General features: G+C 37.9%; 28 protein-coding genes, 1 other RNA gene and 2 riboswitches. Of the genes, 1 reads left to right on the forward strand and 28 read right to left on the reverse strand.

Features of this window, described 5'->3' with window-relative positions:
* Positions 1–20: 20 nt before the first annotated feature.
* Complete coding sequence (locus ACZ41W_RS03130; protein ID WP_464313426.1) at positions 21–1049, reverse strand: GNAT family N-acetyltransferase; 1029 nt, start codon at positions 1047–1049, stop codon at positions 21–23.
* Positions 1050–1078: 29 nt separating this feature from the next.
* Positions 1079–1417: an arsenate reductase family protein gene (locus tag ACZ41W_RS03135; protein ID WP_464313427.1), complete on the reverse strand. Its 339-nt coding sequence runs from the start codon at positions 1415–1417 to the stop codon at positions 1079–1081.
* 266 nt (positions 1418–1683) lie between these two features.
* Here ACZ41W_RS03135 and ACZ41W_RS03140 point away from each other — a divergent pair, with 266 nt between their 5' ends.
* Positions 1684–2040, forward strand: a complete 357-nt coding sequence (locus ACZ41W_RS03140) for a cupin domain-containing protein (RefSeq protein ID WP_464313428.1) — start codon at positions 1684–1686, stop codon at positions 2038–2040.
* Positions 2041–2218: 178 nt separating this feature from the next.
* Here ACZ41W_RS03140 and ACZ41W_RS03145 read toward each other — a convergent pair whose 3' ends face one another.
* The 26 genes from ACZ41W_RS03145 to ACZ41W_RS03270 form a co-directional block, all read right to left on the reverse strand.
* Positions 2219–2635 (reverse strand): VOC family protein, encoded by a 417-nt coding sequence (locus ACZ41W_RS03145; RefSeq protein WP_464313429.1) that lies wholly within the window; start codon positions 2633–2635, stop codon positions 2219–2221.
* Positions 2636–2780: 145 nt separating this feature from the next.
* Positions 2781–3113: RNase P RNA component class A (rnpB, locus tag ACZ41W_RS03150), an RNA gene on the reverse strand.
* A 51-nt stretch (positions 3114–3164) separates the two neighbouring features.
* On the reverse strand, positions 3165–4517 hold the full coding sequence (gene hemL / locus ACZ41W_RS03155; protein ID WP_464313430.1) for a glutamate-1-semialdehyde 2,1-aminomutase: 1353 nt from the start codon (positions 4515–4517) through the stop codon (positions 3165–3167).
* A complete protein-coding gene (gene hemB / locus ACZ41W_RS03160; RefSeq protein ID WP_464313431.1) occupies positions 4501–5496 on the reverse strand; it encodes a porphobilinogen synthase in 996 nt (331 codons plus the stop codon). Before hemB ends, hemL begins: the two co-directional genes overlap by 17 nt.
* Positions 5497–5510: 14 nt before the next feature.
* Entirely contained in the window at positions 5511–7904 is a 2394-nt protein-coding gene (gene hemC / locus ACZ41W_RS03165) for a hydroxymethylbilane synthase (protein ID WP_464313432.1), read from the reverse strand.
* 4 nt (positions 7905–7908) lie between these two features.
* Entirely contained in the window at positions 7909–8403 is a 495-nt protein-coding gene (locus ACZ41W_RS03170) for an NAD(P)-dependent oxidoreductase (RefSeq protein ID WP_464313433.1), read from the reverse strand.
* On the reverse strand, positions 8396–9652 hold the full coding sequence (hemA, locus tag ACZ41W_RS03175; RefSeq protein WP_464313434.1) for a glutamyl-tRNA reductase: 1257 nt from the start codon (positions 9650–9652) through the stop codon (positions 8396–8398). Before hemA ends, ACZ41W_RS03170 begins: the two co-directional genes overlap by 8 nt.
* A 49-nt stretch (positions 9653–9701) precedes the next feature.
* A complete protein-coding gene (locus tag ACZ41W_RS03180) occupies positions 9702–10496 on the reverse strand; it encodes an energy-coupling factor ABC transporter ATP-binding protein (protein WP_464313435.1) in 795 nt (264 codons plus the stop codon).
* A 19-nt stretch (positions 10497–10515) separates the two neighbouring features.
* Positions 10516–11190, reverse strand: coding sequence for an energy-coupling factor transporter transmembrane component T family protein (locus ACZ41W_RS03185; RefSeq protein WP_464313436.1), 675 nt, complete (start codon positions 11188–11190; stop codon positions 10516–10518).
* Positions 11187–11456 (reverse strand): energy-coupling factor ABC transporter substrate-binding protein, encoded by a 270-nt coding sequence (locus ACZ41W_RS03190; protein ID WP_464313437.1) that lies wholly within the window; start codon positions 11454–11456, stop codon positions 11187–11189. The genes ACZ41W_RS03185 and ACZ41W_RS03190 overlap by 4 nt, the downstream gene beginning before the upstream one ends.
* Positions 11456–12148, reverse strand: a complete 693-nt coding sequence (locus ACZ41W_RS03195) for an energy-coupling factor ABC transporter permease (protein WP_464313438.1) — start codon at positions 12146–12148, stop codon at positions 11456–11458. Before ACZ41W_RS03195 ends, ACZ41W_RS03190 begins: the two co-directional genes overlap by 1 nt.
* Positions 12145–12936 carry a precorrin-6A/cobalt-precorrin-6A reductase gene (locus tag ACZ41W_RS03200; protein WP_464313439.1) on the reverse strand — a complete coding sequence of 264 codons (792 nt, stop codon included), beginning with the start codon at positions 12934–12936 and terminating at the stop codon, positions 12145–12147. Before ACZ41W_RS03200 ends, ACZ41W_RS03195 begins: the two co-directional genes overlap by 4 nt.
* Positions 12933–13649: a precorrin-3B C(17)-methyltransferase gene (cobJ, locus tag ACZ41W_RS03205; protein ID WP_464313440.1), complete on the reverse strand. Its 717-nt coding sequence runs from the start codon at positions 13647–13649 to the stop codon at positions 12933–12935. Before cobJ ends, ACZ41W_RS03200 begins: the two co-directional genes overlap by 4 nt.
* Complete coding sequence (locus tag ACZ41W_RS03210) at positions 13646–14743, reverse strand: cobalt-precorrin 5A hydrolase (protein WP_464313441.1); 1098 nt, start codon at positions 14741–14743, stop codon at positions 13646–13648. Before ACZ41W_RS03210 ends, cobJ begins: the two co-directional genes overlap by 4 nt.
* Position 14744: 1 nt before the next feature.
* Positions 14745–15494 (reverse strand): precorrin-4 C(11)-methyltransferase, encoded by a 750-nt coding sequence (gene cobM / locus ACZ41W_RS03215; protein ID WP_464313442.1) that lies wholly within the window; start codon positions 15492–15494, stop codon positions 14745–14747.
* Positions 15476–16192 carry a precorrin-2 C(20)-methyltransferase gene (gene cobI, locus ACZ41W_RS03220; protein ID WP_464313443.1) on the reverse strand — a complete coding sequence of 239 codons (717 nt, stop codon included), beginning with the start codon at positions 16190–16192 and terminating at the stop codon, positions 15476–15478. The genes cobM and cobI overlap by 19 nt, the downstream gene beginning before the upstream one ends.
* Complete coding sequence (cbiT, locus tag ACZ41W_RS03225; protein ID WP_464313444.1) at positions 16185–16730, reverse strand: precorrin-6Y C5,15-methyltransferase (decarboxylating) subunit CbiT; 546 nt, start codon at positions 16728–16730, stop codon at positions 16185–16187. Before cbiT ends, cobI begins: the two co-directional genes overlap by 8 nt.
* A gap of 25 nt (positions 16731–16755) precedes the next feature.
* Positions 16756–17373 (reverse strand): precorrin-6y C5,15-methyltransferase (decarboxylating) subunit CbiE, encoded by a 618-nt coding sequence (gene cbiE, locus ACZ41W_RS03230; RefSeq protein ID WP_464313445.1) that lies wholly within the window; start codon positions 17371–17373, stop codon positions 16756–16758.
* Positions 17370–18539: a cobalt-precorrin-5B (C(1))-methyltransferase CbiD gene (gene cbiD, locus ACZ41W_RS03235; RefSeq protein ID WP_464313446.1), complete on the reverse strand. Its 1170-nt coding sequence runs from the start codon at positions 18537–18539 to the stop codon at positions 17370–17372. Before cbiD ends, cbiE begins: the two co-directional genes overlap by 4 nt.
* 51 nt (positions 18540–18590) lie before the next feature.
* On the reverse strand, positions 18591–19223 hold the full coding sequence (locus ACZ41W_RS03240) for a precorrin-8X methylmutase (protein WP_464313447.1): 633 nt from the start codon (positions 19221–19223) through the stop codon (positions 18591–18593).
* On the reverse strand, positions 19220–19585 hold the full coding sequence (locus ACZ41W_RS03245) for a sirohydrochlorin chelatase (protein ID WP_464313448.1): 366 nt from the start codon (positions 19583–19585) through the stop codon (positions 19220–19222). The genes ACZ41W_RS03240 and ACZ41W_RS03245 overlap by 4 nt, the downstream gene beginning before the upstream one ends.
* A 145-nt stretch (positions 19586–19730) precedes the next feature.
* Positions 19731–19914: riboswitch (cobalamin riboswitch) on the reverse strand.
* Positions 19915–20074: 160 nt separating this feature from the next.
* On the reverse strand, positions 20075–21805 hold the full coding sequence (locus tag ACZ41W_RS03250; RefSeq protein WP_464313449.1) for a glycerophosphodiester phosphodiesterase family protein: 1731 nt from the start codon (positions 21803–21805) through the stop codon (positions 20075–20077).
* Between the two features lie 32 nt (positions 21806–21837).
* Complete coding sequence (gene thiD, locus ACZ41W_RS03255; RefSeq protein ID WP_464313450.1) at positions 21838–23301, reverse strand: bifunctional hydroxymethylpyrimidine kinase/phosphomethylpyrimidine kinase; 1464 nt, start codon at positions 23299–23301, stop codon at positions 21838–21840.
* A gap of 45 nt (positions 23302–23346) precedes the next feature.
* Positions 23347–24285, reverse strand: a complete 939-nt coding sequence (locus tag ACZ41W_RS03260) for a hydroxyethylthiazole kinase (RefSeq protein ID WP_464313451.1) — start codon at positions 24283–24285, stop codon at positions 23347–23349.
* Positions 24286–24330: 45 nt separating this feature from the next.
* Positions 24331–24434: riboswitch (TPP riboswitch) on the reverse strand.
* A 70-nt stretch (positions 24435–24504) separates the two neighbouring features.
* Positions 24505–25440: a DUF2156 domain-containing protein gene (locus ACZ41W_RS03265; RefSeq protein ID WP_464313452.1), complete on the reverse strand. Its 936-nt coding sequence runs from the start codon at positions 25438–25440 to the stop codon at positions 24505–24507.
* Entirely contained in the window at positions 25437–26369 is a 933-nt protein-coding gene (locus ACZ41W_RS03270) for a hypothetical protein (RefSeq protein WP_464313453.1), read from the reverse strand. Before ACZ41W_RS03270 ends, ACZ41W_RS03265 begins: the two co-directional genes overlap by 4 nt.
* Between the last annotated feature and the right edge of the window lie 12 nt (positions 26370–26381).

The following is a 26381-nucleotide window of genomic DNA, read 5'->3' on the forward strand; positions in this document are numbered from 1 at the left end:
AACTTTGTGAACCTTATAACTTAGAGAGATCGTTTCTTTTCATATTCTATCAATGTCAAAACATCGTCTAAGACATTGATTCCATTGCGTTTATACCCGATACTCTCATAAAAATGCTGATTTCTAAAATTTTTGTAAGGTGTATCTAAAGTCCATGTAACAGCCTCTGGATAGAGTGACTCCAAATGATTTAGAACGATTTTTCCAATTTTTAAATTTTGATACCTCGGATCGATATAAATTCTCGCAAGACGGCATGTTTGTTCTGCTTCGTTATATCGAATATCCGCTCCGCCAATGAGTTTTGAATTTTCGTATATTCCATAATATTCATACTGTTCGATTTTAGTCATGAGTCGTTCAAGCGATTCATTTGCTGGACAATCGGCGCGGTTGCCATATCTTTCGATATCTTCTGCAAATGCACGCTCTTGAATATATTGTAGTGCCGATGCTTGCGATTTGTCTATTTGCTTAATATCAAGTGTGATTCGATTTATATGATTTGGAAATTTGAGCCATTCAGAACGCAAAAGTCCATAAAATCCAATATCATGATATGTATCGTCCTTGTAGATCGACTCTTTCAAAATACCTTCAAACTTCATGCCACATTTTTCCATGATTCTTCCAGATGCGGGATTGACACAGAAATATCGACCAATGAGTTTGTTGATTTTTAGAAAATCAAAGGCATAATCCATGGCAATTTTAGTAGCGTGCGTTCCGTATCCATTCCCCCAATACGCTTTTCCAATCCAATAGCCCACTTCAGCTGTTTTATGTTTAAGATTTTGACTGAGTGAAAAACACCCTACAAGGGTATCATCGCTTGGTCGAACAATTGCCCATGTATAAAAACCATGTTCCATAACATAGGCAGGATGTGCTTGAATCCAATCAACAGCATCGTTAAAAGTATAAGGATGTGGTAAGTTGAGTGTTGTGCGATAAAGTGCGTAATCGCTTGCCATTTCTGTGACTTGGTGCGCGTCAGATTGTTTAAATGGCCTTAATAGAATCTGTTCGTTCTTTAGTATAGGTATCATAGTGTCTCTCCTTCTCAGTCAGTGAATAATTATGTCCACTCTTTCCAAACATCTGGTACAAATCCAATCGTTGCTTGTCTTCCATTTCGGACAACCGGTGTTTTTATGAGTGATGGATTTTCAAGTAATATTTCTTGAATCAAGTTGGGTGTCGAAATTCGATCTAAGTTTTTCGATTGGTATAGTGGATGATTGGTATCAATTAAATTTTTAAGTCCAACTGCCCTTGCAACATTTTCAAATTCGCCTTTGCTCATTCCCTTGCTAAGGAGATCAATCGATTGAAACGAAATGCGACGCTCTTTAAAATAACGTTCTGCCTTTTGAGTTTCAAAGCACTTTTTCTTTCCAAAGATTTGAATATTCATCAGATTCTCCCTTCTGCGGACGCTGTCATCAGTTGATTGTGAATTAAAACTACTTAGGATTAATCATAAAATATTATGGTGATAAAATCAAATAAAACTTACATTTGTACAAAGAAATGCGCCAAGAGATACTATCATTGATTTTTATTTTTTATAGGGATTAAATGTAACTTATGTTACGATTAAATAAGAAGAGTTGAGTTAAAATTATAACAGAATAGAAAGTTGTGAAATGATTTAAAAAAACAAGAGTTTGAGGAGGCGTTATGAACCCAATGATTAAAAATATTGAATTTGAAAAACCCTTAGAATTAGAGCAATTAGTTTCATATCAAGCTGGACAAGTTGTAAGCCGCACTTTGGCACAAAACAAACACATGAATATGACGGTGTTTGCTTTTGATCAAAACGAAGAAATTAGTTCACATGCATCTTCAGGTGATGCGATGGTCACTATTTTAGACGGAACTGCTCAAATTACCGTTGGCGAGAATGTTTACACCGTTGTAAAAGGTGAAACAATTGTTATGCCTGCCAATATTCCACACGCATTACTTGCTAAAGAACCTTTTAAAATGATCTTAATTGTTGTATTTAAACCTGCAGAAGTGGTAAACTTCTAATAATGCACATTTGTTAATAGGGTTATTTTTTATGAGAGCACTACGAATTTAAGGCGCAGTATTTGAAGTAAAAATGAAAAAGGGTCGTTACATATCATAATTTCGATGCGTAACGATCCTTTTTATGCGTAACGATCCATTTTATTTGTGGAAATTTAATTATGGGACTATCGATTGCTTATTTCAATTCAAATTCAATTCCCCAACTGATTCCATACTGATCTTTGAGACTTCCATAAACGGAATTCCAAAAGGTTCTCTCTGCAGGCATCAGTATTTCACCGCCAGCAGATAGTTTTTCAACAAAATCATAGACATCTTTTTCAGAATTTACCACTAAGTGAATGGTTGCATAATCACCGTGTTTTACAGGTGCATTTTCCCATGTGTCGCTAAAATAAAGGACATTTCCATCTTCAAAAGTTAATGCGCTGTGCATGATTTTTTCAAGCATGGAATCATTCATAGGCATATTATCTACTGCAGGCATGTCTTTAAATTTGATATTAGTGATGGTTCCGCCTAAAATAGATTGATAAAAAAGAACAGCTTCTTCACAAGTACCATTAAACGAAAGATACGGTATGACTTTCATGTAGACCTCCTTAATTGATTGTAAATGAGAACACATTTCAATTATACCCTATTTAAGAAAATAAACTCGTATAAATAAACTCGTTTAAATAAAATAACGCTACACAAACAAAAAACCCGCTAATCTAAAAAAGATAGCGGGTTCTTTATTGAGTAAATCTATAAGCCGGGTTCTGTATTAGACGATCATCTATCTAGGCGGACCGTTACCGGAACGCTCAAGCGACCTACCACTGGGAGAGACGAGCAGCCTCTTTTTACACCCTACTTGGTCTTGCTCCAGATGGGGTTTACAGAGCCACATAGTCACCTATGCGCTGGTGGGCTCTTACCCCACCTTTCCATCCTTACCTCTTGCGAGGCGGTCTATTTCTGTTGCACTTTCCTTGGAGTCACCTCCACTGGGGATTACCCAGCACCCTGCTCTATGGAGCCCGGACTTTCCTCGTGCCGAGGCACGCGATCATCTGATTTACTCTCAACTAGTATAAGTGAAAAGTATTAAAATGTAAACCATTGATTTATTACAATTATAAGTACATGTCACTTAAAACGTCTTTAGAGGCATTGATCATTGCCTGAATATCGTCAAGTGTGTGTGCTGTTGATAAAAAGAGACCTTCAAACTGTGCAGGTGGTAACAAAAATCCTCTGTCGAGCATGCCTTTAAAATATCGAGCATATGATTCAGTGTCACAATATTTGACATCGTCATAGCTGAAATTCAATCCTTCTTTAAAGAACAAACAGGGCATAGACTTAAATCTCTGAACTACTAATGGCAATTGATACGTGTGAAAAAAATGATTGAGCGTCGTCTCAATTAATTTTGCATAGGACTCTAATTGTGCATATATTTCAGGATGCTGTTCTAAATAGTTCAGCATTTGAATACCAAAATGCATAGCAAGTGGATTGCCAGATAATGTTCCCGCTTGATAGACGCCGCCTAGTGGCGAAACGATGGACATGATTTCTTTTTTTCCACCATAAGCCCCAACGGGTAAACCACCACCGATAATTTTGCCAAAACAAACCATATCAGGTGTTACTTGGTAGAGCTCTGCGGCGCCGCCATAGGCGAGTCGAAAACCAGAAATTACTTCATCGAAGATGAGTACTGCGCCGTAAAGGTCACAACAATCTCTTAAACACTTGATAAATTCAGGTGTTGAAGGTACTACACCCATATTTCCAGCCACTGGCTCTATTATGACACATGCGATTTCATGTCCGTTTTGTTGAAAGATTTCAGTTACTTGATTCACGTCGTTATATCGACTGACCAAAGTATCTTTTACCACCTCTTCTGCCACACCAAGCGAGGTAGGAACACCATAGGTCAATGTACCTGAGCCAGATTTTACCAACAATGCATCTGAATGTCCGTGATAACAACCCTCAAATTTTAAAATTTTATTTTTTCCGGTATACCCTCGTGCAACTCGAATGGCACTCATCGTCGCTTCTGTTCCCGAGTTAACCATTCGAACCATATCTAGACCATTATACGCATTGACTAATTTTTCGGCCATTTCGACTTCTAGCTTACCTGGAACACCGTAACTGACGCCACGACTAAAAATTTCTTGGATATTTTCAGTGAGAAAAGGAGGCGTATGACCGAGAATCATAGGGCCCCATGAACCGATAAAGTCGATATAAGTATTGCCATCGACATCTGTCAATCGAGCACCTTGCGCACTTTCGATGAAAATCGGGGTCATTCCAACAGATTTAAACGCCCGAACCGGACTGTTTACGCCCCCGGGAATAACCTCAATAGCACGAGAGTACAGTGCATTTGATCGCGCCCTATTATGATTGGTATGATTGAGATCTTTCGATGGATTATTTTGAGCTGATTTATTTGACGTGTTCATGTGAATTGCCCCTCTCCAATTGTTGTAATTGCCTTGCAAGAACCTTAGAAAAATACGTAATAATGAGTTTAGCGCCTGCGCGTTTAAACCCAATCATGGTTTCGTACAGAATATGATCGGAGACGAATCCACTTTTAATCCCTTGATCTAATAATGCGTATTCCCCACTGACTTGATAGACGACAACTGGTTTGGCAATGTGATCACTTACAGATTTAACGATATCTAAATACATCATGGCAGGTTTTACCATAATTAAATCGGCCCCTTGTTGAATATCCGTCTGTGCAATATGGATGGCTTCTTTTGAATTGTGATAATCCATTTGATAGCTATTTCTAGAACCGAATTTTGGGCTCGAATCAGCAATTGCTCTAAAAGGACCATAGTAATTTGAGCAGTATTTGAGAGAATAAGCTAAAATAGGTGTGTACTCATAACCATTTTCGTCTAAAATTTGTCGAATTCCAGCGATTCTTCCATCCATCATATCCGAAGGCGCAACCATATCGGCTCCAGCTTGAACGTGACTAAGGGCGATTTTGGATAACAATGAGACGGTTTGATCGTTTAATAGAGTGCCAGAATCGTCTAAAATACCACAATGACCGTGATCGGTATATTGACATAAACAGACATCCGTTATCACATAAAAATCGGAATCATAGGATTTGATGAATTTCACAGCTTTTTGAACAATACCATGGGGATCATACGCTTGCGTGCCCATAGAATCCTTTTGACTAGGAACACCAAATAAAATGATTTGTTTTAAACCAAGAGAGGCTAGCTCATCCAATTCTTCGTGTAATCGATCCAATGAGTAGGTATAAAAGTCAGGCATTGCTTTTGTGTTGGTTTTGACGTCCAATCCTTCTGTAACAAAAATAGGTGTTATAAAATCGTCCAATTGTAATGTAAATTCACTTACCATACGACGAATGCGATCGTTTGATCTTAATCTTCTAAATCTTTCCACTAAACGAATACCTCCTAAACAACTAATGCTTTGCCATGCTCAATGACTGCATGGATGATGCCTTCTATCGTGTGAGTAGACGCAGTTATATCGGGCGATAACCCCACTTCTTCTAACGCTTGAGAAGTAATGGGTCCAATTGAAACACACTTAACAGAACCTGGTAGTACGAGTGATTTTTCTTTGAGTATTTTTGAGAAATTGTAAGCTGAAGATGCACTTGTAAAGGTGATAAAATCAGCTTTTTCAATCAATTCATCAATGTGATTGGAGTTATCGGTTGAAAGAACTGTTTGATAAAGTATCTCACTTGTGACGCGACATATTTTTGATATTTCTTCTTTTAAATAGACTCTAGCATCTTCTGCAGATGGAATGAGCACGTAATCATTCGCGGATAAGTGTTGCTTAATGAGCGTTACGATGCCTTCTTGTGTAAATTCTTTTGGTTCAAAATCTGGAACAATTCCATACGTCTTGAGTGATTTTGTCGTCATTGAACCAATTGAAAGGATTTTTAAGTGTCCAAGTGACCTGGTATCTAAATGATGCAGCTGAAGCTTACTAAAAAATAATTTGACGGCATGCTCACTCGTAAACCATAAATGTGTATACTGACGAAGTTTTTCGGGAAACTCAACATCGTAGATCATCGGTTTATCAACTCTTTCAATTGATGGAACTTCTAGAGGAATTGCACCTAGTTGTCTTAGTTTTTGAGAAAAAGTACTGCTTTGGTGTTTGGTGCGTGTGACAATAATCCGTTTTCCAAATAAAGGAAGTTCTTCATACCAATTGAGTTCAGGTCTTAATTTAAGTACTTCGCCTACTGCAAGAAATGCAGGAGAAGGGACATTTTCTAATTCGTGAATTGTTTCAAGTGTAGCTGTTTTAATGACTTGTTGTCCTGTTGTGGCATTAGAGATCAGGGCAACTGGTGTCTGAGCGGATTTTCCATGCTGCATTAACTGAAAACAAATGTCTTTGTAACTTGAAAGACTCATTAAGAAGACCATTGTTCCTTCTAATTTTGACAGCGTCTTGAAATCAAGTTGGTGTTCATCTGATTGGTGATGTCCAGTGAAGACGTGAAATGATGAAGCAATACCTCGATGCGTTATGGGAATGCCTGCATAGGCAAGGCCTGCAATTGATGAGGTGATACCTGGAATGATTTCAAACGGAATTTGGTGTTCTTTGAGAACCAATGCTTCTTCCCCGCCACGACCAAAAACATAAGGATCTCCGCCTTTTAACCGGACAATTCTGCGATGCTTTCTGCTGAGCTTAACTAGCGTTGCATGAATGTCTTCTTGTGACATTGCATGATTACTTGCAGCTTTTCCCACATATATTTTTTGAGCATGTTCAGGAACTTCCTTTAATAATGCAGGAGATGCTAATCGATCATAAACGATGACATCGCAATTTCTAATGCGCTCCATGGCTTTTATAGTGATGAGATCAGGATCGCCAGGTCCAGCACCCACCAGCGAAACCAAGGTATCTTGATATTGATTTTGAATTGTTGCATTTGCAGCCTTTTCACCTAGTTGCTCTGGGGAGGATGCATCACCAACAAGGTGTTGACGATAGAGTTTGTGGCCATTTTCATCTCCAAAAACGGATCTCAGCGTCAGGGTATCGTTTTCTATAGAAGCATGGCACCCTATTGGGATATGACAACTGCCTTCAATGTGTTTTAAAAAGCTTCGTTCAGCACGTACACAAATATCAGACTTTTCATCCTTGATAGAGGATAGAAGTTCCTTTATATGAATATCATCAGTTCGATATTGAAGCGCAAGTGCACCTTGAGCAGGCGCAGGTATCATCTGATCAATTGGCAGATAGATACTAATTTGATCCTTTAAATCAAGCCGATGAAGTCCAGCTGCTGCCAAGATAACACCATCAAGATTTTCAGAGTAAATTTTTTCAATGCGCGTTTCAACATTCCCGCGAATAGGTATTGCAATAATATCAGGGCGCAACTCTTGTAGCTGAAATAGTCGTCTTTTACTACCTGTTCCAATCCTAGCACCATATGGTAAGTCATCGAGAATGTTTATTTTATTTTTTAAAATAAGAACATCACGTGGATCTTCTCTCTTGGGTACTACTGACAGTGAAAAACAGCAATCCATCTCACTTGGTAAATCTTTTAAGCTGTGCACGGCAAAATCGATGACACCTTCTTTAAGTTGAGACTCAATTTCACGTGTAAAAAGCCCTTTGTCACCAATTTTATCGAGTGAGACATCTGTTACAAGATCGCCCTTTGTCTTAATTATGACGCTCTCAAATGTGAGGTTTGGATGTTTGGTAGACAGTTCATGGATGATCCAGTTGGTTTGTGTTAATGCCAATCGACTGCCACGAGTTCCTACCTTGATTATAGTATTCATATATCTACTTTCTCCGATTCGTTATTAGTTCTTGAATATGAAATCCATCAATGGGTGTTTGCATCTGAATGCTGTTTAATACATAAGGGCCAATTTGCGGTGAAAGCCCTCCACTTCCAACTGCTAGATAATACATATCTTCATAAGCCACTGCTAAGTCATGAAAAAGACTATTTTCACTTTTATCTGTACGATTAAAAAGTTTATAGTGTGCAGAACAGTGTGTTTCTATCACTTCGTTTACAGAAGATTGTTCAGTGGCAATGATAATTAAATGTTGTTTGATAAAAATATCCAAGTGTTTGCGAATAAATTCATCAAATGTCATTTTATAAGTTGCATTTGCTTCTAGTTTTGGGTCGACAGAAACCACATTTGCTCCAGTACCTATATACATCGCGTATTTCTTTTTTCCTATAGAACCATACCCAACAATTAAAACATTTACCTTCGGGCCACAAATTGCAATGGGCTTAAACTGAGTCATGAAGTTACTCATAGTTATAAAGCTCCTTCAGGATTTTGACATACAAATCTCGCTCAGCTTTATCTTGAATGGATTTTAAGTTGACTAATGGCGGCTTGATCATTTTTTTAAGTACGCTTTCAAAGACGAGTGCCCATTTTTCATTTTGGTCTGGGTGGCTGATGAGCCTTTTGTTTTCAGCGATATTCAGGCCTTCTTGAACCAAATTTTGAATGGATAACTGCCAGTGTTTTAATAAGTCGTCGACTTCAATTGCTTCTAACCATCTTTGATAAGAGGCAATATTTTCTGCCATCATGTCCTTGATAAGTTCCATTAACTCAACTCTTCTTTTATTGTTGGCATTTGATATATCTTTGAAGTAATCAATTGGCCAAATTTGAACCGAACAGTTTGTTTCGATGTTTGTGTCAATATCCCTTGGCATGGATAAGTCAATCCATAGAGAATTTTCTCGGTAGCCTTGCAAATTTTCATGTCTTAAAACCGAGTGAGGTGCAGATGTAGACGAGATAATCACATCGCTATCCGCAATACATTGATATCGATCTTCAAAAGAAGCGATGCGCACTTTTGGATGATCCAAGATATGTTGAGGTAATTTTTCAGGCGAACGAACTGCAATTTTAACAACTTGAATGGGTTGTTCAAGTATATATTGAATGGCAAGCATTCCCATTTTTCCTAGTCCTACCATCGTGACAATGGCATCTTTCTTTAAATAACCTGATTCAATGGCTTTTTTAATAGCAATATAGCTCAATGAAAGTGGGTTTTCAGAGATTTTAAATTCTGTTTTAGCCGATTTTGCAAAGGAAATAGCTTCTCTAAATAATTTATTTAAAATTTTACCGCTTATCTTTTCACTTTGAGCTTCACTGATGCAATTTTTGACTTGCCCAAGTATTTGATCTTCGCCTATGATCAGCGAGTTCAGTCCACAAGTCACACTATACAAATGCTCTACGGCATTTATACCATCGAAATGATAAAGAAGCGTATCCTCATTGCTCAATAATTGTTCGTGCAAAATAGTCAATATTTGATTTTTAGCTTGATGATAAAGCACTTTATGAGCAACAAAATATATTTCATAACGATTGCATGTAGATAAAACAGTCGCCTCTTCTATGCCCTGATCTTCTGCTAACCATACTTTAAGTACAGGAATCACATCGAAGGTTGCAAGACGCTCTCTTTGTGAAATGTTGGCTGTTTCGTGATTTAATCCAATGACACCTAATATCATATCTCTAAGCAAGTAGTCCACATTATAAGTTAATTGTACTGCTTGCGACCCTCCTTATCTTTTAATAGCCTGTTTGTGAAAAATGATGATTCATAAGTTCCAATTCAATGCCGAACTTTTGAGAAATCTGTAAAATGATTGGCACTTGCAAGTGTGCGCGCTGCATGGTTTCAGCATCATTCATGACATTGCTTGGATGCCCTTCGGCGAGAACGCGCCCTTCATGAAACACGTAAACGTAGTCGCACAAATGATGGATTAAATCCATATTGTGGCTGGAAATAATGATAATTTTCCCTTCTTGAGATAACTGCTGAATTAAACGAACGAGTTCATTTCTCATTTTAGGATCCAATCCAGTTTCAGGTTCATCCATTAAAATGATTTCGCAATTTAGAGCTAGAATACCTGCAATGGCAACTCTTTTCTTTTGCCCAAAGCTTAAATATTGAATAGGAACTTCTTTGAAAGACTGTGCGTCAACGGCTTCAATACATCGAGCAGTTATTTGATTGATTTTTTCGCTATTTAGACCTAGATTTTTAGGGCCCATTGCGACTTCTTCAGCAACAGTATTATAGAAAATCTGTCTCTCGGGATCTTGGAGTACCATGTTAATATGCTTTCGAACTTCAACTAATGACTTTTTAGAATAATCCATTGGTTGATTTTTGAAATAGATTGAACCTTCTGTAGGTTTAAGTAAACCTAAAAGACATCTAAACAAGGTGGATTTTCCAGCACCATTTTCGCCAATAACACCAATGATTTGCCCTTTATCTGTTGAAAAATTCACATCACAAATGCCTTTATCACTGTGATTATAACTATATGTGAGATTATGACACGTCAACATAACGCCTCCTCTTGTTAAATTAATCTTCGTCAAAACATCTTAATTTCAGCGCGACGTCCATATCGTTCATTTTATCAAAGGTCGTCATAAATAAAGCTTTGCTTATAGCAATCACTGTTTTAAAGGAACGTATTGGAGACAAAAAACCAAATCTCAATGTTTGTGACGTTGAAAGTTCTTGTGCAGATTCATAAACAATAAATATCATGCGATAGCTCATGGTAAATAGCTGAACAAATGATTTTGGAAGGCGCAACCAATTCATCCATTGAATTACTTGTGCCATAGGGATGGTCAAACTGATTGAAAACACTTGAAGAATTGTTGAAACTGAGCGAATGAATACTTCCAAAGCAAGAGATAAAGAGTCTTTTGTGAGTGCAATAAAAACAGTTGAAAATTTTATTTGAAAAAGAGCATTCGGAGTATCTTTAAATGAAAATGTAATGGCAATTAACACACATGAAAGCCAAACAAATAGCAGTGGCACCCGCATAATTTTCATGAGGGTGCCTAGTTTTTGCCTGGATGTAGTTAAAATATATAGCAGTGATATCACAAACAAAATGAGATATACCACTGGATTGTTCAGTAGGACACTTCCAATCAGACAAGCCAGTATAAATGTGATTCTTTCTTTTGTATATATTTGTGAATATCTGCTCTGACAGGCAATTGCATCAATGTGTATCACGCTTTTTTACCTTTAAGAGTTCCAAGATAAAAGCCAATAATTGACGCGCCTGTTACTGCAAGTAAAGTAAACATTAAACTTTCGATTTCTCCACTTGGTGGTTCCCATAATGGCTCAAACCATGGTTCATAAGTTGGTTGAATTTTATTGATCATCGCTTCTGCGTTTCCATCTGAACCGCCGTATTCAGCAGAAGGATTGAGGACAAGCGGCACAATAACCAGTAATGCAAAGATCACGATTAAGATGAGATTTTGTTTTTTCATTATTTTTTACCTCCAACAAGAACTGGGAATTGATTGGATTGACTCAATAAATTGTAAACGACAACGGTTAATAACCCTTCAGCGATGGAGATTGGCAATTGCGTGAACATAAACACACCTAAAAATTTAGCAGCAGATAACAAGAAATTTCCATTTGCAAATGCTAAACCTAATTGAAGACTGGTGATAAAGTAAGTACTTAAACTGCCAATAGTAGCTGCTAAGAAGACCGTTAATTTTTTGTTCACATTCATTTTTTTAAGAATCGTATAAATTCCAAATGAAACGAATGGTCCTACAACTGCCATGGAGAAGGCATTTGCACCTAAAGTAGTAATGCCGCCATGAGCGATTAAAAGCGCTTGAAGCAATAACACGATGGTTCCTACTGCTACCATCGGAAGAGGTCCAAGTAATATCGCACCTAACCCCATTCCCGTAGGATGCGAGCAGCTTCCTACAATTGAAGGAATTTTAAGTGATGAAAGTGTAAAAGCAAATGCAGCCATTAGTGAAAATAATAACTTGTTTGAGGATTCTTCTTTAAAGAGAACCGTGAGTTTTTTGATACTTAGAATCAGTAAAGGTGTAAATAGAACAAACCAAACTAAAGACCACTGTTTTGGTAAAAAGCCTTCTGCGATATGCATGGCATATGTGAAGCGACTTCCACTTAATAAATTTTGAATCATTTTTTGACCTCCTCATTATTGAAATTTTTTATTGCAAGGCATAGTGCCTCAACATCATGATAAAAATATTCGAAATCTGATGGTTCAATTTGGGGGGATTTAAGAACGAATCCTCTTATATGAGTCCCTTTAAGAGAATCTAAATTGTTATTAAAACCACTCCCAGCTCCACTCGCTTTAAAAATAAAGTGTGTGATTTCATAAGCCGAAAATAAAGCTTGATTGAGTGCAACAGAACACGGTGCTTTAATTCCGATGATATGAGATAGTGGTACTTCCCATTTTTCACATTGCTCGATTGAAAAGAGACTCGGCATTACACGAAAGTAACAATTAGATTTTGAAAAATGCTGATAAAATAATCCGATATGTTTTGTACCTGTGATGAATAAATTGCCAATGGTCGTTTCCTTTTTTAATGCGAATACCAATTCTTCCATGGATTCAAAATATGAAACATCATTGGTGATTTGTTTAAAGTTGATATCGAGTTGACGTGAATATCTCCAGCATGGAATGTTACATTTTTCACATGCTGAATTCGCGACTTTTTTTATCTCAAGAGCATGCGGATGAGTTGTGTCTATTACGAGTTGAATGGCATGCTGTTGGATGAAATCAACAAGTGACAGGACATCAAATTTACAAACGTGAACCTCACATTGTAAGTCTGAATACGTTTTTTTACCAAGCGAAGTCGTCACCGTTAAAAAGTACTGAATATTGGCTTTTGAAAGTGCTTCTGCAACTTCTCTTCCCTCGTGGGTACCACCCAATATCAAAATCATAATTGGTAGCCTCTTGGTGTGATTAGTTTGTTCCCTTTTAAGTAGGTACTTCGATTTCCTACAACGACAAGCGTCGTCATGTCCACGAGGTCAAAGTTCACTTGTGATATGGGCATAATATGAGTTATTTCATCAATTCGTCCAATATCCTTGGCAAGTCCGACCCATATATCCTGACCTTGAATATTCATAATCTGTTCAAGGGCCTGTTTTAAATAATCCGGTCGACTGTGACTTCGAGGATTATACAAACAAATTACAAAATTTGCTTGTGCAGCAGCTTGAATTCGATGAAAGATCACCTCTATTGGTGTGAGTAAATCACTTAAACTAACATGGCAATAATCATGCATCAACGGCGCTCCTAATAAAGCGGCACCTGCAGTCGAAGCCGTTATACCAGGGATGACTTTGACAGAATCCACATCATCCACAAGTTCGTAGATCAATCCTGCCATGCCATACACACCTGAATCCCCACTGCTGATAACAGCAACAGATTTGCCTTTATTTGACCAATCAACGGCTTGTTGGCATCTATCGATTTCACCTCTCATACCGTTGGTTATAATGGTCTTTCCTTCAATCATCGTTTTGATGAGATCAATATAGGTTTTATAACCGATGATAATTTCTGACTGAATCAAAGCTTCTCGAGCTTCAAAGGTCATTAATTTTTCACTTCCAGGACCAATGCCAATGACATATATCATCTTAACAACCTCCCTATGGAAAACGTGCATCCTGTTTTTTTAAAGACAGTGAGTGCGTTTGAGTCTTGAGTTATTTGATACGCACAAGGACCTGCAACCGCTCCGATGCCAACTTGATTCATGACAAAATCCGAGGGCTCATATAACGTAACAACTGATTTTAGTTGTTCAGTGTCCAGAAAAATAAGGTCTGTTTGATACCATTTTGCAGCGTGTTGAATACACGTTTCATTTTTTTTGAGTGTGATGCTACTGATTGTGCGTAGTGAATCTGACATAAAGTTTTGAGATTCAAGTAGAATTTTTATCATTTTCAGATAGTTTTCTGCAGGTAAATCTCTTTTACATCCCGTCCCTAAGACTAAAGATTTGCTTACAAATAGGTAATCAAAGGCTATATCAGATGAAGCTTCTCGCCAGTATTTTGGATCACGTAAACAAATTGCGACATGAAGGGATCGTTCATCTGTATCGGCATATGATCGTATGACCTCTGATTCAGTATGATGACGACCGAGCAAAGGATCTACTTCAAGATGGATGGTTCCGCCCTCAGCAATATGCTGATTGAGCCGTTTGATTGCATCTCTCACAGGCTGCAATGGGATCATATAATTTTGAAGAATAGTTTCAAAACCTTCTAACCCTCTACTATCTGTCGCGGTGGTAATAACGGGTATTGCAGTATATTGGTGATCCATCAATAAAAGAGAAATCTCTTTAGCGATGTGATTGGCACCACCAAGATGACCTGATAACAAACTGATAACAAATTGCCCCATGTCATCAATGACGATAACGGCTGGATCTGTGAGTTTGTCCTTAATATACGGGGCGATAAGTCTAACCGCGATGCCTGTTGCCCCAACGATAATGATGCAAGGCTGAGTGAGTGTCAATTGAGAATCGACACGGACTTGATTCTGACAAAATGAATTCTGAATAAATATATCCTGAATAAATGCCTGAAGTGAATCATTCGTGTTTTTGTCATATATTTTGATAGAATGTGTTGGACTTAGATGGCATGCTAAGGTTTCGATGATTGTATGACCCGATTTTGTAAATGCAATTAAATAAAAACACCTATTCATATTAAAACCTAAATTCATGTGAAAAAGCCTTATCATATAATTTTGAATGGTTAAATGATTCTCCCAAACACTTTCCAACAATGATCAATGCTGTTTTGTGGATGTTCTCTTGAGCAGCTAAAGTAGCAATGTTATCGAGTGATCCTCTTATTATTTTTTCATCTGGCCAAGTTGCTTTGTATACGATTGCAACTGGCGTTTCTGGTGGATACCCCCCCTCAACTAAGTCTTTAGCGACGCCATCGATCATGCCTGATGATAGAAAAATAGCCATGGATGTTTGATGTGCGGCAAAGTGTTTTAAATCTTCGAGTTCAGGGACCGGTGTCCGTCCTTCTTTTCGGGTAATAATCAGGCTTTGAGAAATTTCAGGCACAGTGTATTCGATTTGAAGAGAAGATGCTGCACCTAAAAAACTACTCACGCCTGGAATGAGTTCATAGGGATGTCCAATAGCAGAAAGGGCTTCTATTTGCTCCCTCAATGACCCGTAGATCGAAAAATCACCAGTGTGCAGTCGAACGACATTTTGTCCATGTTGAACGCCTTCGTCACATACGGTTATAATTTCTTCAAGTGTCATGTAAGCACTGTCATAAATCTTACATTCAGGTTGACAATAATCTAATAATGCTGGATTCACAAGTGATCCTGCATAAATGACGATATCAGCATTTGCGAGTGCTTTATACCCTTTTAACGTAATCAGTTCAGGATCACCAGGCCCTGCCCCTACGAATTTGATTGACATGATATCCCCCTTTTATTGATAAGAATCGTAGTAAAATAACTTATTTGATCTTTATTTACGTGGTGAATGTCTTTGTAATGGATTTCATTTTCCTTGCCATAATCAGAGACGATTAAAGAATATGGTTCTAAATTGTGTTTGATGATAATCTCTTTAATCTTTTCGAAAGACTTATAGACCTTCATCAATACGATGCTGTCGTAAGATTGTATCGTTTGTTCGATTGCCTCAAAATGATCCACACAAGGATAGATGACAAGTGGCGTATCTCCTTCAACGAGCACGTGATTATAACCTGAAGCAATTGAAGCGTATGCTGAAACACCGGGAACTGTAATGACGTGAATTTGATGATATAAGCGCTTAATCAAGTATCCATATGTGCTATATAGCATGGGATCGCCAAGGGTTATAAAACCAACATTTTTACCATTGCGAACTAAGACGCAAATTTCATCAGAGATAGTATCCCAGATGACTGACTTCTTGTCTTGATCATACGTCATTGGAAAATGCCTATGAAATATTTGAATATTTTGTGGAAGATGATTTTTAACAATGTTGAGTGCTTCGCTATCTCCATTTTTGTTACCAGCGGGAACAATGAGAATATCTAGATTTTGTAGAGTTGCCACGGCTTTAATTGTGAGTAAATCAGGATCGCCTGGGCCAACGCCAATGCCATAAAAATTAGCCATTTATGCCTCCGTAAATACATTTAATGACCATACAAGGATTGAGTGGTTTGAAATAATGATAATCTGATAATCGTTCTAATCGACTTGCTTGTATCAGACTCGCTTCAACCTCAGTATATGAATGGGCTGGATTATTAAGATAATTGAAAATTTCTTGTTGACTCTCTATGGTAATGGCCGAAAAGACAATGATTGCGGATGTTTTCAAATGACGCGTTTCTAACCAGTTCATGATTTCTTTTAATTGATGTCCTGTACCACCGACATAAACTCGATCAAATTTCACATGTGGATCAAACGTATAATCAGGTGCTTGATTGTGAATGATATGAATATCTAATTTGTGAAGTTGCGCATTTTCATCAATTAATGTACATCCGGATTCTGTCTTTTCGAGAGCATATGCTTCAATATTTGGACATGTTTTTTTAGCCTGAATGATTACCGAGCCCGTCCCTGCTCCAATATCCAATATGTTTTGTCCGTCTTTAAGATCTAAATAACTGATAATGGTATTTCTAATTTCCATTTTAGTCATGGGATTTGATCCCCTTACAAAAGCTTCATCTCTCATTTTCAATCACCACAACACTCATTTTATAGTTTTTATCAGGTAAGTCGCTTGCTCGACAACTAGTGATACACTCATCTGCATAGGTTAGGTTTTCACCAATATGGAACATCGGATTAAGACCCATGGCGAGATATTTTTCTGCAATCTTGTTTGGGGACCATGCAGAGTCGGTCAGCATGCATATTTTTTCAAGGTGTTTCATCAAATCCCAATTAGGATCACGTCCGTGAACGCTTGTAAAAAACACATCGTGCATTGGCATTTTCAGCGCATTGAACAGAGCTTGAGCACTGGATATTCCCATAAGACTTTTTAGTGGCGTTTGAGAAAATGAGCGTTTAACCCACTCAGTGATCCCGTAAAAACTGGGGTCTCCAGAAGCTAAAATGCCCACTTCGCCATATACATCAAGCGATTGTCGGATGTACTCAAAAAGGACTTCGAGTTTACCATTATAAATCTGACGATCTGCTTGAGTTGGGATCTGCTGTACCGTTTGAAGTTGTCGTTCTGTTCCAATGAGACATTTACATGAAGTAATAAAATCGATGACTTCGCTCGTGAGCAAGCTGGCATTTCCTGGACCAATACCGATCACAACAATCATGATTCCTCCTGTGGTTTAAGTTTGGTATTGCACAAACAACGGCCTTTCATATCGTACATCAATATATCAACAGCACATTTCCCTAAAATGTAGTCAGTGCAATAGGTTTTTGCAGCGTTTGCTATGTCTTGAAATATTCCCTCATCGCCCCACTGGTGCACTCTGTCCGATATTTCATCTGTTGTATTTGCTAGAAAAATCTCTTTCATCTTCCAAGTAGGTGCGCCAGTCATTGCAAAATAAGTAATAATGATATGTGATTTTGCATCGGCAACTTTGCTATGTGTGTTAAAGATACCGCCAGCAAGTTTGACATATTTTCCAATATGACCGACTAAATAGATGGAATGAAACCCTAATTCCTGTGCTGCGGATAATCCAAATCCTACAAAATTTCCAACGTGTACAATCTGATGAATCGAAATATGTTGATGTTCAATAGCATATTTTTCTCCATGTTGGCCAGGAACCAGAACAACATCGAGAACACCTAGTGATTTTTTTTGTGACAATTCTGTGTAAATAGTGCTTTTAAACGCATCTTCACTCATTGGACGAACAATTCCTGTTGTGCCAATAATTGAGATGCCTCCTTCTATTCCTAAACGAGGATTAAATGTTTTTAACGCTATTTCTTCCCCTTTTGGCACACAGATAGTCACGCGAACTCTTTGCTTACCATCGAGCAATGGGCGTAAGTTATGTCGAATCATCTTCAGCGGAATTGGATTGATTGCCGCATGACCAATAGGTATTTGTAGCCCTGATTTTGTAACAATTCCGACACCTTTACCGCCACGAATATCAATATCGCCCATTGTGTGTGTCCATTCCACTATGGCCTCTATTTCAAGTTGATTGGTGACATCGTGATCATCACCGGCATCTTTAACAATCGTACATGTGACTGAACCATCATCATTGCGCGTAATCTTTGCAACCGGTACAGTAAGTTTGGATGCGTCTGGGAGCTCGATATCAATCGCATCAATTGTAGACACCTTTGTTTGGCTTAACATGATGAGAGCCGCTTTCGATGCCGCAGTCGCGCAGCTTCCAGTTGTGAAACCCTTTCGCAATTTAACCGCTTGGTCAGATAATTCATATAAATTTAGAGATTGATTATGCTTTTGATTGACTTCTTGTATTGTGTTTTGTTTTGCCACTTCAGATGCACCTCGATATCTTCGATGAAATTAATGGATTATAACATAAGTTTATCTACCAACTGCATCGTATAATATAGCGTTAACAATGGCTGCTGCAACATTGCTACCACCTTTTCTACCAAGTGCTACAATCGAAGGTAGCGTACTTTCGTACAGTGCCTGTTTTGATTCAGCAGCACCAACAAAACCAACCGGAACACCTATGACTCCGATGACATCAAATTTTGATAAATTTGAGTGTTCGAGTAGTTGAAAAATAGCAGTAGGCGCATTTCCAATGACAAATACTTTCTTTCCTGGTTCAGTTAAAGCCATTTCAATCGCAGCCATTGATCTTGTAATGCCTTTGCTAGAGGCAATCACTTGGGCTTCCTCCGATGAAACAAAGCATTTGACCTGCCAATTTGATTTGTTTAGGGCTTTTTTATTGATACCTGATAAAGCCATTTGTGTATCGGTGTAAAGTGTCACAGTTTCACCCGTGAGTGCTATGAGCTGCTCGACAAATGATGAATCTACTTTTAAATTCTCTAGGTAATCAAAATCAGCAGAAGTATGGATGACTCTTTTGTATATATGATGATGTGAATTAGGATATGTCCATGCATGATCTTTCATAATGTTTTCAATGATTTCAAAGCTAGTGGACTCTATTTTCATCGGATCTTTGATATAACTCATATCAAACCAACTCTTGTAGCAATGAGTTTCACAATTGTTTCATCAAACCCTATATTTGATAGAAATTGGATGCTCAAATCTGGATATTTAAGTTTTTCACTTTCAATGACTGACGGAATATCTTCAAGAATATGGTTCCCTTGAAATAAAAAGAAAGGAAAAATGGTTAGTTGGCGGACGCCATTTTGATATAACGTTTCAATAGCTGTCTCCATGGAAGGTTCCATTAATTGAAGGTAGGCTTTTTCAAGTAAAACTTCTCCGGAATATTTTTTTAAAGCATCCATGTATTGTTCCATGGTTTCATTTGTTTTTTCAACTTTACTTCCGTGTGCGAGTATTAAAATTGCGGATGGATTCATCGTTCACCTCATTAATGAATTATTTTGTTGTTTAAAAATAATGGCATAAAAAAAACACAACCTGATGGTTGTGTTTAGTTATATACTTATCATATTTTACATACTTGAAAAATATATCTTACATTAAACCTCCCACCGAAGTTTGTTTGTTGCAAAAATTATGGCAGGTCTCCTGGCTTAGATATCATCCTACTCTCTCGCCTTCCCAATAATCAGTGGCATGTGAGATTTCGTTCTTCTTTACAGTAGCGGGGGCTGCTGAGGTTTTTCACCTCATTCCCTATTAACCTTTCGTATGATCGAAAGGACCGATAATCTGATATTCAATTAAAAGTATCATATCATAATGAATTTATTTTGAAAAGTCTCTTTTCTGAAAGTTTTTTCAAAGTTTTTTCAAAGTTGATCAATTTTTATTAACCAAGGCGGAGTTTTACTCGAAAGCCAAGGATAATTTTTTGATTTTAGCCAAATGCAGAGTCGCAATCTCTACTTCACTAAACTCCTGACGTTTTCAGCACGCTCAGGGAAATCTGTGATGATGCCGTCTATGTTATATCGCATCACTTCGTTGAGACCAACGACTGTATTCACAGTCCATACCCATACTTTTCGGTCAAGCGAATGTGCTCGCTTGACAAAATCCGTCGTGAGCATGTTTGCACGAATGGTGTAAAAATCCACATCGAGAGCAGCTAAATTCCCCGAAAAATAATAGAGAATTTGTCCGATTTTGATGTTGGGATTGATGGAGCGAATCATCACAAGTATTTTTGTATTAAACGACTGAACGTAGACTTCGTTTTCCATATCGAGAGCATCAATGAGAAATATCAGTTTGGGTATGAGAATATTGAGTCGATCTTCTGCTTTTATGTCGATGATTACTTTAATTTGTCCTTTGCATGCTTTTAAAACATCTTCGAGTTTTGGAATATTTTCACCGGTAAACTTTTTCGAAAAATGTGATCCAACATCATAGGATGAAATAACACTATAAGGAAAATCTGATATCGCGATATTGGCACCTGCAGTTCGACTTAATGTTTTATCGTGGTGCAACACGAGTGTTCCATCCTCTGTGAGCATAATATCGATTTCAACGTAGTCTATTTGCTTGGCAATAGCCGATTGAACACTCGATAAAGTATTTTCTGGTGCGTCACTTGAATTCCCTCTGTGAGCGGCAATTTTTACATCGGATTTTTTAAAGGATTCAATCCATAAATAATTGATTCCAAAAGTCACAATAATCGTGATTGTCAAAATAAGGCCTGTAATTTTATGAAGTGCATGAACCCATTTTGGCCATTTGACTTTTCTCGAACGAAATTGGAATACGGGAATTTCTTCGCGGTCTTTTTCCATAACGGCTCTAAATAAAAACATCAAATACGTAATGATAAAAGGAAAACTGAGGAGTAGTATACTATAGGCGATAATACTGAGCAAATAGATGACTAATTTTTTGAGTGCGACAAAACGAATGAGTACATTCATCCATTCTGCAATCGTCTGCATCCATATGCCTAAAAAAAGCCAAACAAGTAAGACGATCAATAGCACTGGAACCCAATGAATGAGTGTTTTTAACTGATGTCTTCGAATCATTTTAAAGCTTCTTTTGAAAGCTTCTCGCGTTGAAAGTTGATGAATGAGCATGTAGTACATTAAGTAAAGAGAATGGATGTGGATATAGAGCCATAGAATCAGGAGTATGATCCAATATGAATCGAGCTTACCTATTTTTTGAAACCATTCGATAAATGTAATGGGAATATTCATCAAGGTCAATTGAGTGGTACTAAATACGAAAGGTACAAAGACAATACCCATCGTAACAATTTGAATAAATCCTGGAAAAATGAGGCGTTTTAAATTTTTAAGCGTAATCCAAAAACTACCGCCTATTGTAACTGGACGGTTTTGAATGTTGGATTCGATTAAGACCATTAGAACCAAATATTGGATCAAGAGTAAAATGGCAAATACCATAATTCCAAGTAGAGTCATCCAAAATCGGACTGAAAAAAGCTCTGGTTGAATAAGCGATACGTTAAGAACATAAGGTGTTCCAGCCTGAATCATGGCCCAGTTATAAAATCTCAGTATTTGAGGCATAATGAAACTTGAAGAAAGCGCCATGACAATCGCTTCTAAGATAAAATATTGAGTAAAATTATTTTTAAGATGTTGAACGGTTTGTCTAAAAACTTTCATGAATTATGCCAACCTTTATAGGAGTATTATACTCATATGATACCACTATATGTTGGAATTTGAAACCATTGATGATTGAGTGGGCCGTTTCCCTTTCCGATATTAAGTCCTGACAAAAGTGCACCGGTGACATACGACTTTGCTTCCTTGATGGCATCTGTAAGCTCTAAATTTTGTGCGAGTCCACAAGCAATAGCACTTGAGAGCGTACATCCTGTTCCGTGTGTATTTGTCGTTTCAATACGTGCGTGCGAATACCAATAACTCCTATCGCGATAAAATAAAAGATCATCGCAGCATTGAGTTAAATGCCCGCCTTTTATGAGGATATATCCAGAGTATGCGTGTGAAATGCTCTTTGCAGCACGAATCATGTCGTCTTTTGTGTGAATGTTCATACCTGATAAAATCTCAGCTTCTGGAATATTCGGTGTAATGATAGTCGCGAGTGGCATCAAGGTATGTTTTAGCATATTAACCGCTTCGGATTTCAAAAGTGCGTTGCCACTTGTCGAGACCATTACGGGGTCCAACACGATATGTGTATCCGCTGAGACGTGTTTTGATAAAAACGAAGCGATGACTTCAATGATTTCGGGATTGGAAACCATGCCTATTTTAATGGCATTTGGTTGTATGTCCGAAAATACCGCATGGAGTTGTTCTTGAACAAATTCTGGAGACGATTCAAAGATGCCCGTGACTTCGCATGTATTTTGAGCAGTTAGTGCAGTGATTACACTCATTCCATAGAGTCCATATGCTGAGATGGTCTTCAAATCTGCTTGAATACCTGCACCTCCACTAGAATCCGATCCTGCAATCGTCAGAACTTTTGGAATCTCTAAGGTGTAATTTTGAAAGGTCATAGAAGCCTTTTTAAATAACGCTTGAGTTGCTTCTCTAATATGAGGTTTAGAAAAAATAGCTGAAACCACAGCGATGCCACTTAATCCCGTATTTTGTAGTTGTTCGACATTAGACATGTCAATTCCACCGATACCCACTACTGGGATCGTCACGATACGTGTAATTTGTTTGAGTATCGTAAAATCTGTTGGTTGTGCATCGAGTTTGGTATGGGTCGGAAACAATGCGCCGACACCGATATAATCTGCTCCACATTTTTGTGCATGAATGGCTTCTTGAACTGTATGTGCAGAAACTCCGATGATGGCATCTTTCCCAAGAATCTGTCTCGCCTGTTCAATCGAAAGGTCATCTTGTCCAAGATGAACCCCAGAAGCGTTAACGACTCTAGCTACTTCAACATAATCATTGATAATGAGCGGAATATTATGAGCATCCGTAATCGGTTTGATCCTGCGCGCGACTTTGATGAGCGCTTCTTGTGATAACGTTTTGTCCCGAAGTTGTAAAATCGTGATACCTCCTAAAATCGCTTCAGTCACTTTTGATTCAAGCGTTTCATCTGAAGTATCTGTAATTCCGTAAAGCGTGAATTGATAGTTTTGAATTTTTTTAGTAAATTGCATACGACTGTCTCCCTTCTATTGATGTCTTTTCATTGATGTGATTCATTAAAGTATATGTTCAAACTCTGGTTTAAAGGCATGAACTTTAGCACGTTGTTCGAGGATTTCAGGCGTCATTTGACTGATGGCATCGTGAATAAAAACGCGAAGAGAACCTGTTCCTAATTGAGCGCTTTGACATGTCTCAAACGCTATTTCACCAGCAACTCCCATCATAACAGTTGCCATGAGTGCCGCTTCAAGTTGCTGATTTGCCATAGCGCTAAAAGCGCCCATTAAACTTGAAAGCATGCAACCTGTTCCAGTTACTGAATTCATTGATTTGTGACCATTATAGACAAGATAAGTTATCTTTTCGGTTGAGACTAAATCGACACTTCCTGTAGCGACGATCACAGTCCCATCAAAGTACGTGGAAAGTTCGCGGACAATTTTAATGTAATGTTTTTGTGTTGTATCCGTGATACAGTCAGATTCCAGAGCATCGACACCTCTAGATGATGACTCGTGAATGTTGGTTTGTTTGGATAATTCTGAACCATTTGAGTGTGCCTGATCACTTGTGTTTTCTATCGGTTTGGGACACATAAGCGCATGCAATGCTTTGATTTCAGTTAAATTGCCTTTAATAATGGTTGGTTTTAGTTTGCGAATCAATTCGAGAGCCGTGTGCGTTCTCAATTTTGAAACGCTTATGCCGACTGGATCGAGTAATATAGGAAGTTTCAGCTGATTGGCGGTGTTTCCCGCAAGATGCATAGATTCAATGGTGCGATGATTGAGTGTACCTATGTTGATGACGAGGGCGTTGCACAAAGCTGTAATTTCTTCTACTTCTGTGATGTCATCTGCCATGATGGGTGATGCCCCTACTCCAAGTAAAATATTGGCACAATCATTGGCAGTTACATAGTTGGTAATGTTGTGAATCAGCGGCTTTGTCGCTTTAATTTTTGACAGTAACTCAATATTCAAGTGTGTCATAATTGGTCTCCTTTTGCGCAATAAAAAAAGGTTGCCGAGAGCAACCTTCATTCATATGGTCATTCCCTACGTTGGCATTATCCAAATCAGGTACGGTCGAAACTCACAGTTTCCTCTCAGCCCATATATGAGCTCCCGATAGTATTTAATTGTAATGAACGAATATCATATGTTGAGTATATCACACACATATGAATCTTCATAGAGTGAATTGAACTCTTATAGAGGCATTTGAAGGGTCACATCGTATTTTTCCACGAGATGATGTGGATGATAGGACTGTTTCGCTTTTCGGATGCCTTCGATGCCCATGTCTTGTTCTCGATTTAAAAATTCATATTGAGTGCTTGCACTTTCAGCCATAGATTGATTGATCATCGCATATGCGCCTTGATAATCTGAGTCTGCCTTTTCAATGTGAACGAGATAAGTCGTTTTATTGAGTGGTTCACCGATACTAAAAGAGATGGGTTTTTCGTCGATGGTTAGAACAATTCCCTCTACGCCTCTTCTCGAAAATAAATCCCATTGCGTAAAGAGTTCTTTGATGCCGTTAAACTCGTGACATAAATCCATCGAATCTTTGCAACCATTTGCAATACACCAGTTTTTTGCAGCTTTGAGAGCTTCCAGTGCATTAACCGGTGTTATGGATTCACTCTTCATTGCATGTGCATAATTTTTTTTGAACTGATTAACATGATTTTTCTTTTTATGGTATCGATTTCCGGAGAGTTGAGCGAGATTCTGTGATTCATATAGGTAGTCAAAGTCCGCTTCGATTGCCTCGGATTCTATAATAAAGCCGTTATTCTCTAAGAAATTTTGAAAAAATGTACCAATATGTCTCAGTTTTAAAGGAAAGTGATGCGTATGTGCATAATGAATCCACGCTTTAGTCGATTCGAGGAGTGCTTGTGTATTGGAGTAATCTCCTACTGGTTCTGAAAAACTTATTTCACTTGATTCTGTCGAGTGGTATTGATACCAAACGTACCCTTTAATTTCAATATAGTGCAGGCGATGTTTATGTCGCCAAATTGTTAAATTGGTTAAATTAAGATCGTGAATTTCACTTAGATAGTTTTCGTAGTAAGGTTTTAGACTATCATAACTTTCAATTGTAAATGGTTTAAGTCCATCTAATGGGTTCATAATAAGCTCCTTAAAAATATGTCGTCCCGTTTGGAAACGTATTTTGCCATGTATTTATCACTAGAATTGCTGTCAATAAGCATGATTGCCGATTCTACTGGTACCCATAAGACATCATACATGTCTGATGCCTCTGTGCTTTCGCTTTCCACAAGTTTAAACTCTATCCCGCATGTCATCTGGACTTCATCCAATGCATCTCGATATTCCATGATATTTCCCACGACGCGCTGAAGCAGCGTTCGAAAATGAAATTGTTGGTATAAAGATGATTCAATCGCTTGAATATTTGTATCATACGGAATGCCAGGCAGTTTATAGTAATGGTCTTTTTTTATATAAAGGAGTGCAATTTCGTCAGCGGAATTGCGAATAATCGCTCGGATTGCGTGCAATATCTCCCGATCACTTTCTTCAGCAATGCAAGGTAATCCAAAGTCACTTGAGCGTATTTCGCTTAAAACTGGTCCATTTGTAATTTCAATAGGCTTCAGTGTCATTAATAGCTCGTAAAAATTAGCTTCTGAATTGTCGCCTTTACTAAGCGTTACAAAATGATATTTCCTAAATAGCGCTTCTATAGCGTGACACATCTCTAATGAATGCAAATACAATCGTACGGTGATTACCTCTGTAGGATCCAGTAGCGATAATGCTTTTTCAACGAGTGCCGTTGCAACACCTAACTTTCTAAAATTCGGGTAGATGCCTAGCCAGGAAATCCGATTTTCTTTTTTTGAAAATGCAAGAAAGCCCATGCACGTATTGATGACCATGTCGTATGACACAAGTGCTTCTCCATTTTCAATTTTATGCGTCATATAAGGCAACATGATCTCTGCATTCGAATCTTGTTGGTCGTCCGTTAACTTATTGATCATATTTTGCCATGTGCTTAAATCGTTTGTGGTAGCATATCGAACGAGCATACTGCCTCCAAT

The sequence above is a fragment of the Fusibacter fontis genome (genome assembly GCF_055378735.1).

Excerpts from the sequence above, each read along its gene's own strand:
- thiD (WP_464313450.1), bottom strand. The coding sequence starts at position 23,301 with ATGCAATTTACTAAAAAAATTCAAAACTATCAATTCACGCTTTACGGA.
- ACZ41W_RS03210 (WP_464313441.1), bottom strand. The coding sequence starts at position 14,743 with ATGAATAGGTGTTTTTATTTAATTGCATTTACAAAATCGGGTCATACA.
- ACZ41W_RS03180 (WP_464313435.1), bottom strand. The coding sequence starts at position 10,496 with ATGTTGACGTGTCATAATCTCACATATAGTTATAATCACAGTGATAAA.
- ACZ41W_RS03190 (WP_464313437.1), bottom strand. The coding sequence starts at position 11,456 with ATGAAAAAACAAAATCTCATCTTAATCGTGATCTTTGCATTACTGGTT.
- ACZ41W_RS03130 (WP_464313426.1), bottom strand. The coding sequence starts at position 1,049 with ATGATACCTATACTAAAGAACGAACAGATTCTATTAAGGCCATTTAAA.
- ACZ41W_RS03265 (WP_464313452.1), bottom strand. The coding sequence starts at position 25,440 with ATGAACCCATTAGATGGACTTAAACCATTTACAATTGAAAGTTATGAT.
- hemC (WP_464313432.1), bottom strand. The coding sequence starts at position 7,904 with ATGAATACTATAATCAAGGTAGGAACTCGTGGCAGTCGATTGGCATTA.
- ACZ41W_RS03240 (WP_464313447.1), bottom strand. The coding sequence starts at position 19,223 with ATGAGTTATATCAAAGATCCGATGAAAATAGAGTCCACTAGCTTTGAA.
- ACZ41W_RS03250 (WP_464313449.1), bottom strand. The coding sequence starts at position 21,805 with ATGAAAGTTTTTAGACAAACCGTTCAACATCTTAAAAATAATTTTACT.
- ACZ41W_RS03135 (WP_464313427.1), bottom strand. The coding sequence starts at position 1,417 with ATGAATATTCAAATCTTTGGAAAGAAAAAGTGCTTTGAAACTCAAAAG.
- ACZ41W_RS03195 (WP_464313438.1), bottom strand. The coding sequence starts at position 12,148 with ATGATTCAAAATTTATTAAGTGGAAGTCGCTTCACATATGCCATGCAT.
- ACZ41W_RS03140 (WP_464313428.1), top strand. The coding sequence starts at position 1,684 with ATGAACCCAATGATTAAAAATATTGAATTTGAAAAACCCTTAGAATTA.
- hemL (WP_464313430.1), bottom strand. The coding sequence starts at position 4,517 with ATGAACACGTCAAATAAATCAGCTCAAAATAATCCATCGAAAGATCTC.
- cobI (WP_464313443.1), bottom strand. The coding sequence starts at position 16,192 with ATGGCTAATTTTTATGGCATTGGCGTTGGCCCAGGCGATCCTGATTTA.
- ACZ41W_RS03270 (WP_464313453.1), bottom strand. The coding sequence starts at position 26,369 with ATGCTCGTTCGATATGCTACCACAAACGATTTAAGCACATGGCAAAAT.
- ACZ41W_RS03145 (WP_464313429.1), bottom strand. The coding sequence starts at position 2,635 with ATGAAAGTCATACCGTATCTTTCGTTTAATGGTACTTGTGAAGAAGCT.
- cobJ (WP_464313440.1), bottom strand. The coding sequence starts at position 13,649 with ATGATATATGTCATTGGCATTGGTCCTGGAAGTGAAAAATTAATGACC.
- ACZ41W_RS03170 (WP_464313433.1), bottom strand. The coding sequence starts at position 8,403 with ATGAGTAACTTCATGACTCAGTTTAAGCCCATTGCAATTTGTGGCCCG.
- ACZ41W_RS03260 (WP_464313451.1), bottom strand. The coding sequence starts at position 24,285 with ATGACACACTTGAATATTGAGTTACTGTCAAAAATTAAAGCGACAAAG.
- ACZ41W_RS03245 (WP_464313448.1), bottom strand. The coding sequence starts at position 19,585 with ATGAATCCATCCGCAATTTTAATACTCGCACACGGAAGTAAAGTTGAA.
- ACZ41W_RS03200 (WP_464313439.1), bottom strand. The coding sequence starts at position 12,936 with ATGATTTTGATATTGGGTGGTACCCACGAGGGAAGAGAAGTTGCAGAA.
- cbiT (WP_464313444.1), bottom strand. The coding sequence starts at position 16,730 with ATGACTAAAATGGAAATTAGAAATACCATTATCAGTTATTTAGATCTT.
- cbiE (WP_464313445.1), bottom strand. The coding sequence starts at position 17,373 with ATGATTGTTGTGATCGGTATTGGTCCAGGAAATGCCAGCTTGCTCACG.
- cobM (WP_464313442.1), bottom strand. The coding sequence starts at position 15,494 with ATGTCAATCAAATTCGTAGGGGCAGGGCCTGGTGATCCTGAACTGATT.